This is a genomic window from Terriglobales bacterium, from assembly GCA_035624475.1.
In the GTDB taxonomy this organism is placed as follows: domain Bacteria; phylum Acidobacteriota; class Terriglobia; order Terriglobales; family Acidobacteriaceae; genus DASPRL01.
Window position 1 is genome coordinate 1 of record DASPRL010000281.1, and the last position, 7365, is coordinate 7365.

Below are 7365 nucleotides of genomic sequence, written 5' to 3' on the forward strand. Positions count from 1 at the left end.
TAGCCACATTCTTCTTGTGGTCGATGGGATAAAACCAGATCTTCTCAGTCAGCGATGGATTGAGCATGGGCGTGTAGTTGGTGGTGTTGAGCGCGCCGAAGCCGGGAGCGAGCGCGCCCACGCCCTGGTCGCCGTCCACCTCGAGTTCGAGGATATGGACCACCAGGGTGTCGCCAGGCTCGGCACCCTCGATGTAGAAGGGCCCGGTCAGAGGGTTGTCGCCGGGCGCCAGGCTCAGGGTGTCGCCCGGCTTCTTGATGGCGTTGCCGAAGCAGTCCACGGTATTGGTTTCCAGCACGTCGCCGGGCTTGAGGCGCGCCACCGGTTCGGCGGTGGCGAAGGTGTACTTCAGCGCCTTGGTGTCCAGCGGGTAGCGCACCACGTGGCTCTGCGGCGCCTGCGCCAGGGCCGTGGCAGCACTTACAAGGGCGAGAGCGATGCACAGCGATTTCATGGCTTCACCTGCTCCGAGCGCGGGAGTTTAGCACGCCAGCGCCGTGGTACACTGCAGTAACTCCTCCATCCCCCTAGAAACGCGTGGTGAGGGATGGGTGCGTCTTCCCTGCCGCGGCGCGGGTGCGCAAGAAAGTTGCGGCCCCGCGTTCCAGATGGCAAGGGCCGGAGCTGGCTCCCGGAAAGGGGGCTGGCAAGGGGATTCCGGCCCCGGGTTTAGGTCCAGCACTGGCATGTACCCGCGTCCGCAAAAAACAGCGACTCACGCCCGGATCTCAGCCGGGAGCCGCGTCTCCGCGCGGCGCGCCCGACTCCCAGGAGGCTCCATGCACTCGTTTGCGCGTCTTGTTCCCAAGATCGCCTTGGTAGCGGCCGTCATGTTGTTTTCGGGCGCGACCTTCGCCCAGACCCGGCGCGCCGTGGTCATCGGGATCGACCAGTACTCGGCCCCGGATGCGGCCCCCGCCGCCACCGCCTCCGCTCCGCAGGGCGCGGCTGTGACCACGCACGCCGCCCGCCGCGACTTCAGCGGCGGCTGGATCGATCTGGACGGCTCGGTCAACGACGCTCTTTCCATGGGCCAGGTGCTCGTCTCCCGCTACGGCTTCAAGCCGGAGAACGTGCACTACCTGCTGGGGCCGACGGCCACAGACCTCAAGGCGGTGAAGAGCATGCCGCGGCACGAGGCGCCCACTCGCGCCAACATCCTGGCCGCCATCCAGAAGTACCTCATCGACGAGGCCCAGCAGGGCGACATCGTGGTCTTCTATTACGCTGGGCACGGCTCGCAGATGTACAACTCGCTCTCCAACAAGCTCGACAAGCAGGATGAGACCATCGTCCCCGCCGACGCCAGCACCGGCGTGTGGGACATCCGCGACAAGGAGATCGCCCGCCTCTTCGGCAAGGTGCTGGACAAGGGCGCGGTGCTGACCGCCATCTTCGATAGCTGCCATTCGGGCTCGATCTCGCGCGGCTTTCAGATCCGTCCCGGCAAGGTGCGCTACATCCCCGGCGACACGCGTGACGCCAAGGACAAGCCCGATCCCGGCCCCACGCCCGAGGAGCGCGGCGCCCTGGTCTTCTCCTCCGCTCTCGACACCGAGGTAGCGGCCGAGGCCTATGATGAGCATGGCGTCTCCCACGGCGCCTTCACTCTGGCCCTGCTGCACACGCTGACCACTCTTCCCGTCACCGCTTCCGCCAAAACCATCTTTCTCAGCGCCCGCAGCCTGATGCGCTCCACCGGGCTGGCCCAGGACCCGGTGCTGGCCGGCACCCCGGCGCGCCAGAACGCGCCCCCGTTCGGCGGCTCCGCTGCCGGTGTGGATGGCAAGATCACCGTCACCGTGCTGGGCGTCGACGAGGACGACAACGTGATCCTGGAAGGCGGTCTGGCCCTGGGTCTGGCCCCCAAGTGCGACTTGGTGCCGGCCGGCGCCAAGACGCGCGGCAGGGAGGCCACGCACCTGCGCATCCTCTCCGTGGACAGCCTGACCCGCTCCAAGGCCCAAGTGGTGGGCGCCAAGCCCACCGACGTCAAGCCGGGACAGCAGTTCGTGCTCGACCGCTGGGTGGCCTCCTCCGGCATCCGCCTCAAGGTCTGGATGCCGCCCTCCCAGCTCTCCGACGCCGAGCTGCGCGTCGCCGCCCTGGAGTTCCTGAAGCTGGGCGACCGCGTGCAGTGGGTCAACGACCCGACCGCGGAGTCTCCTACCCACATCCTCGCCTGGGACGGCACCCAGTGGATGCTCACCTCCGACGGCGCCAAGCAGGGCCTGGGCCGCACTCCCTCGGCCCAGCAGGTAGAGGAGAGGCTGGGCTCCACCAAGAACGTCAAGCTGTTTCTGAGCCTGCCGCCGTCGGCCGAACTGGCCGCCGCGCTCACGACGGCGATGGCCGAGGAGAACAAGGCGGTCGAGATCGCACCCCAGCCCCAGGACGCCACCTACCTGCTGATGGGCCATCTCTCCGCCGACGTGGAGCCCAAGCTGGAGTACGCCTGGGTGCTGCCCAACACGCTGAAGGACGACAGCTACACGCCGCCGCCGGGCCCGCGCAGCGCCGACCAGCAAGGCACGGTTTCGCCCCCGGTGCTGCCTCCGCGCACCGATTGGGTCGCCGGCGGCGCCGAAGAGGCCCCGCAGGCCGCCACCCAACTGCACGACTTCGCCCTGCGCATCGAGCGGCTGCAGGGATGGCTGCAGTTGCCTTCCCCGCCCGATGACGGCGCCTTCCCCTACCGCCTGGTCTTCCGCAAGTCGGGAACCTGGGTGGCCACGGATCCCACCCACGGGAAATGCGTCCCGCAGGAAGCCGCCACCACCGTCACCGGAGATGGCAGTGTGGTCAAGAAGGGCGAGTGCTACCAGATGTACCTGGAGATGACCGATCCCAGCCGCGCCGCCGGGGCGATCACCCAGCGCTCGGTCTACGTCTTCGGCATCGACAGCTACGGCAACAGCAAGCTGCTCTTCCCCCCGGTCACCCAGGGCAACGTCGGCAATCAGCTCCCGGTGAAGGTCGCCGGCGAAGACAAGTACCTCGCCCAGATCCTCCTTCGCGGGGGTGAGATCCATGTCACGCCGCCCTTCGGTGTGGACTCCTATGTGCTCCTGACGACCGAGGAGCAGGTGCCCGACCCCAGCGTCTTCGAGGCCCGGGGCGTGCGCACCCGTAGCTTTCACGCCGGGCCCGCCAATCCCCTGGACGCTCTGCTGCGGCGGGTGGGCGACCACACTCGCGGCTTCGCCTCCGAGGAGACCCCGACCTCCTGGTCCATTCAACGGATCTCGCTCAAGAGCGAAAAATAGCAGGCAATGAGGAGACAAGAGGAACCATGAACGCACGTACCCGCACTTACATCCTGCTGGCCTTGCTCCTGGTGGGGTTGGGCCGTGCCCTTCCGGCAGCCGCGCAGGAGCGCCCGCACCGGCTCCCCCAGGTTCCCCAGGAGAGCGGCAACGCCATGCTGGACCGGGTCTTCGCCCGCCTGCTGGCCGTTGCCCAGGTCGCGCCCAGCTCTTCCGGCTACGCTTCCTGGCCTCCCCGGATCCACCTCCTCGACGCCCAGAAGGACGCCCACCTCATCGAGCAGTCCAAGTACAACGCCTACGCCTCCGCCGCGGATTGCGTCCCGGAGATCAATCTCACCCCCGCGCTGCTGGAAGATGTGATCCAGGGCGATCCCGACCGCGCCGCCATGATCCTCGGCCACGAGTTGGGGCACCTGCTGCTGCACCACACTCCCTGCTCGCGCCCGGCCCAGACCACGGTCTTCGCCGCCCTGGCCTACACCCGCGAGAAGGAGGAAGCCGCCGACTCCAAGGGCTTCGAGCTCATGCTGGCGGCCGGTTTCTCGCCACGCTCCGGCCTGCGCGCCTTCCAGGTCCTCGACGACATGCACGCCTACTCCTCGTTCGAATCGTTGGCCTCCGACCACCCCGCCATCAAGGAGCGACTGGCGCGGCTCGACACCGCCCAGGCTTCGCTCTGGCGCGCCATGGCCGCGTTCGACGACGGCGTGTACTTCCTCACCACCGAGGACTATCCGCTGGCCGAGCGCTGCTTTCGCACCGTGATCCGAGAATTCCCCCAGGCCGATGAGGCCTGGGCCAATCTCGGCTACGCCCTCTTCATGCAGTACGCTGACGCCCTCCAGCCCGAGGACTTGCGCCGCTTCGGCATCGGGCAGATCGTGGCGGGCGGCTTCTACCGCCGTCCCACCTGGCTGGCCGCCAAGGTGCGCGGCATCGACGCGGAAAAGTGGTCCAAGGCGGTCGAAGCCCTGCAGCAGGCCGACAAGCTGAATCCCAACCAGGCGCTGGTGAAGGCCAACCTGGGCACCGCCTACCTGGTGCGGCCTGCGGGCAGCGATGTGCCCACGGCCGTGCGCTACTTGGAGGAGGCCCGCCGGATCCTGCAAGCGCAGGCCGACCAGTCGGTAGACCAGGCCTCGGCCGCCGCCGCTATCAATAATCTGGCCGTAGCCTACGCCGCCGCCGGCCGCGCCGAGGATTCGGCCAAGATGCTGCAGGCCGCCAACAAGATCCTCGGCGACCAGCCCCTCTCCTTCGGCGTTCCGGGGCTGCTGGAAGCCACCGCCGTGCTCTACAACCAGAGCATGTTCCTGGCGGAGGAGGCGGACCAAGAATCGCGCAGCGCTGCCCTCAAGAACCTGCAGGATTACTTGCGCGTCACCAGTCCCTCTTCGGCGTGGTGGCCGCTCGCCTATGATCGCTATGCCAAGCTGGCTGGCCAGATGGGCGTCGCTCCCGCCGAGCGCGAGAAGCTGCAGAGCGACTATCAGACCCTGATGCGCGAGGTCTCATCCGTGGACCTCGGGGGCGGCAAGACCGTCATCCTGGGACAACCGCTCAGCGAGCTCAAGGCCGCGCTCGGCCCCGGCGAAGTGCTTTCTACGGCCTCTGGCATCGTTCGCCTGCGCTACCCCGCCCACGGGCTTGACATCCTGGCCGACGATACCCGCGTGCTCGCCATCATCCTGGAGAGCCCCAAGGCGCCCCCCGTCTTCGTGCGGCGCCAAGGCATGGGTTCCGGGGCCGTGCCCCTGCGCGTAGGGATGAGCGCCGAACAGGTGGACAAGATCCTCGCCGACCAGGACTCCACCATGGAGAACCTGGTCGACCCCTGGATCGCCTACCGCTTCTATCCCATGCTGGGAGTGGCGCTGCGCGTGGGCGCCCAGCGCACGGTGGAGGAGCTGGTGCTGGTGCGCATCCCTCGGCACTGAGATCGCGGTCACGGGGACAGGACTACACCGCGAGAGGAGGGCCATGGCTTTCTCCAACTGCTACCAAGACGCCTCCCGTGCCGAGGCGTACGCCCGTCTGGAGTTTGCCAACACCTACTACCTGGCCTACCGGGACCTTCCGGAGATCATCCGCACATACGTCTCCGGGGCGAAGGCGCTCGACTTCGGCTGCGGCACGGGGCGCTCCACCCGCTTCCTGCGGCGCCTCGGCTTCGACGTGGTCGGCGTGGACATCGCCTCGGAAATGATCGCCAAAGCTCTGGAAATGGATCCCGGCGGCGATTACCGCCTGCTGCCGGAGGATGACCTGGGCGTCTTCGAGCCCGCCACCTTCGATCTTGTCCTCTCCGTTTTCACCTTCGACAACATTCCGGGGCCCGACCTCAAGGTGCGCCTGTTCCGCGACCTGGCGGCCCGGCTGCGCCCCTCCGGCGCCCTCATCAACGTGGTGTCATCTCCTGAGATCTACGTGCATGAGTGGGCCTCGTTCTCGACGCAGGACTATCCGGAAAACCGGTCCGCGCGCTCCGGCGACGCCGTGAGGATCATCACCAAGGACCTTGCCGACCGCAGGCCGGTGGAAGATATCTTGTGGACGGATGAGGCGTACCGGGAGGTTTACCGCCGCGCCGGCCTGGGTGTGGCGGCCACTTACAAGCCTCTGGCTACCGGCGACGAGCCCTACCCCTGGGTCAACGAGACCCGAATCGCTCCCTGGGTCATCTACGTCCTGCGGCGGCAGGCGGCACCCTAGCCGGCCAGCTTATCGATCTTGGCCGCCAGGATGAAGTCGCTCTCCGTCAGCCCGTTGATGGCGTGGGTGTAGGTGGTCACCTCGGCCTTCCCCCAGGCCAGCAGGATGTCGGGATGATGGCCTTGCTGCTCCGCCAACTCGCCCACCCGGTTCACGAAGGCCAGCGCCTGCCGGAAGTCTGGAAACTTGAAGTTTCTCTTGAGGTGATGCTCTTCAACCACTTCCCATCCCGTCACTTGCTTGGCCAAGCCTGCTAGTTCTTTGCCCTTGAGCGCGGGTACGCCGCCGCGGCAGGGCACGCAGTCCTTGCTGGCTAGATCGCTCATGTCTTTTCTCCCTGGCTGTCATTCTCGCCCTTCGCGTCCGCCCGCGCCAGCCTGCGGCAGCGAAGCGCCGCCTGCGGCCACCCGGCGGTTCCCCAGCGGGATTAGAATAGAGGCGGGTTCCGCCATGGCCACGCTGCGCGAGGTGCTCGAGAAACGCGTCCGCGAGGGCGCGCCCCAGCTCTGGGAGAAGCTCGAGGGCGACCGCATCCGCTGCTTCTCCTGCGGCCACTGCTGTCCCATCCCCGAAGGCCAGGTGGGGGTCTGCAAGGTGCGCTTTAACCGCGGCGGCAAGCTCTACGTCCCCTGGGGCTACGTGGGCGGGGTGCAGTGCGACCCCATCGAGAAGAAGCCTTTCTTCCACGCCTATCCTGGGGCGATGGCCTACAGCTTTGGCATGCTGGGCTGCGACCTGCACTGCTCCTACTGCCAGAACTGGGTGACCTCGCAGGCCATCCGCGACCCCAGCGCGGTCTCGCCGCCCCTCGACCTCACCCCCACAGCCCTGGTCGAGGATGCCCTTCGCCAGGGCGCCCGCGCTCTGGTCTCCACCTACAATGAGCCCCTCATCACCAGCGAGTGGGCGGTGGCCGTCTTCAAGGAGGCCAAGGCCGCGGGCCTGGCCACCGGCTACGTCTCCAACGGCAACGGCACTCCGCAGGTGCTGGAGTACCTGCGTCCCTGGGTGGACCTCTACAAGGTGGACCTGAAGAGCTTCGACGACCGCCACTACCGCCAACTCGGCGGCCGCCTCGCGCCTATCCTCGACACCATCCGCCGCCTGCACCAGATGGGCTTCTGGGTGGAGATCGTCACTCTGGTCATCCCCGGCTTCAACGACTCCGAGGACGAGTTGCGGCGCCTCACCGGCTTCGTGGCTTCGGTCTCGCCCGACATTCCCTGGCACTGCACCGCCTTCCACCAGGACTACAAGATGACCGACCCGCCCAACACGCCCGCGCAGACCCTGCTGCGCGCCGCCCAGATCGGCCGCCGCGCCGGCCTGCGCTACGTCTATGCCGGCAACTTGCCGGGCCGGGTGGGCGAACTGGAGACTACCT

Annotated in this window: 6 protein-coding genes; 4 read left to right on the forward strand and 2 right to left on the reverse strand. The window is 67.4% G+C overall.

Features of this window, described 5'->3' with window-relative positions:
* The coding region (locus VEG08_11165; protein HXZ28543.1) for an acetamidase/formamidase family protein at window positions 1-454 on the reverse strand (454 nt) is incomplete at its 3' end.
* A 325-nt stretch (window positions 455-779) separates the two neighbouring features.
* On the opposite strand from VEG08_11165, the gene VEG08_11170 reads away from it, so the two are divergent.
* From VEG08_11170 to VEG08_11180, 3 genes are read left to right on the forward strand one after another with little or no spacing between them, the layout of a single operon-like run.
* A complete protein-coding gene (locus VEG08_11170) occupies window positions 780-3266 on the forward strand; it encodes a caspase family protein (protein ID HXZ28544.1) in 2487 nt (828 codons plus the stop codon).
* Between the two features lie 26 nt (window positions 3267-3292).
* Window positions 3293-5206, forward strand: coding sequence for a M48 family metalloprotease (locus VEG08_11175; GenBank protein ID HXZ28545.1), 1914 nt, complete (start codon window positions 3293-3295; stop codon window positions 5204-5206).
* Window positions 5207-5249: 43 nt separating this feature from the next.
* Entirely contained in the window at window positions 5250-5981 is a 732-nt protein-coding gene (locus VEG08_11180) for a class I SAM-dependent methyltransferase (GenBank protein HXZ28546.1), read from the forward strand.
* Here the strand turns inward: VEG08_11180 and VEG08_11185 are convergent.
* Window positions 5978-6307, reverse strand: coding sequence for a 4a-hydroxytetrahydrobiopterin dehydratase (locus tag VEG08_11185; protein ID HXZ28547.1), 330 nt, complete (start codon window positions 6305-6307; stop codon window positions 5978-5980). The two genes, VEG08_11180 and VEG08_11185, sit on opposite strands and share 4 nt — an antisense overlap.
* A gap of 124 nt (window positions 6308-6431) precedes the next feature.
* On the opposite strand from VEG08_11185, the gene amrS reads away from it, so the two are divergent.
* The coding region (amrS, locus tag VEG08_11190) for an AmmeMemoRadiSam system radical SAM enzyme (protein ID HXZ28548.1) at window positions 6432-7365 on the forward strand (934 nt) is incomplete at its 3' end.

Bases quoted from the DNA above. Each gene is read 5' to 3' on its own strand.
- VEG08_11170 (HXZ28544.1), top strand. From the start codon at position 780: ATGCACTCGTTTGCGCGTCTTGTTCCCAAGATCGCCTTGGTAGCGGCC.
- VEG08_11175 (HXZ28545.1), top strand. From the start codon at position 3,293: ATGAACGCACGTACCCGCACTTACATCCTGCTGGCCTTGCTCCTGGTG.
- VEG08_11180 (HXZ28546.1), top strand. From the start codon at position 5,250: ATGGCTTTCTCCAACTGCTACCAAGACGCCTCCCGTGCCGAGGCGTAC.
- VEG08_11185 (HXZ28547.1), bottom strand. From the start codon at position 6,307: ATGAGCGATCTAGCCAGCAAGGACTGCGTGCCCTGCCGCGGCGGCGTA.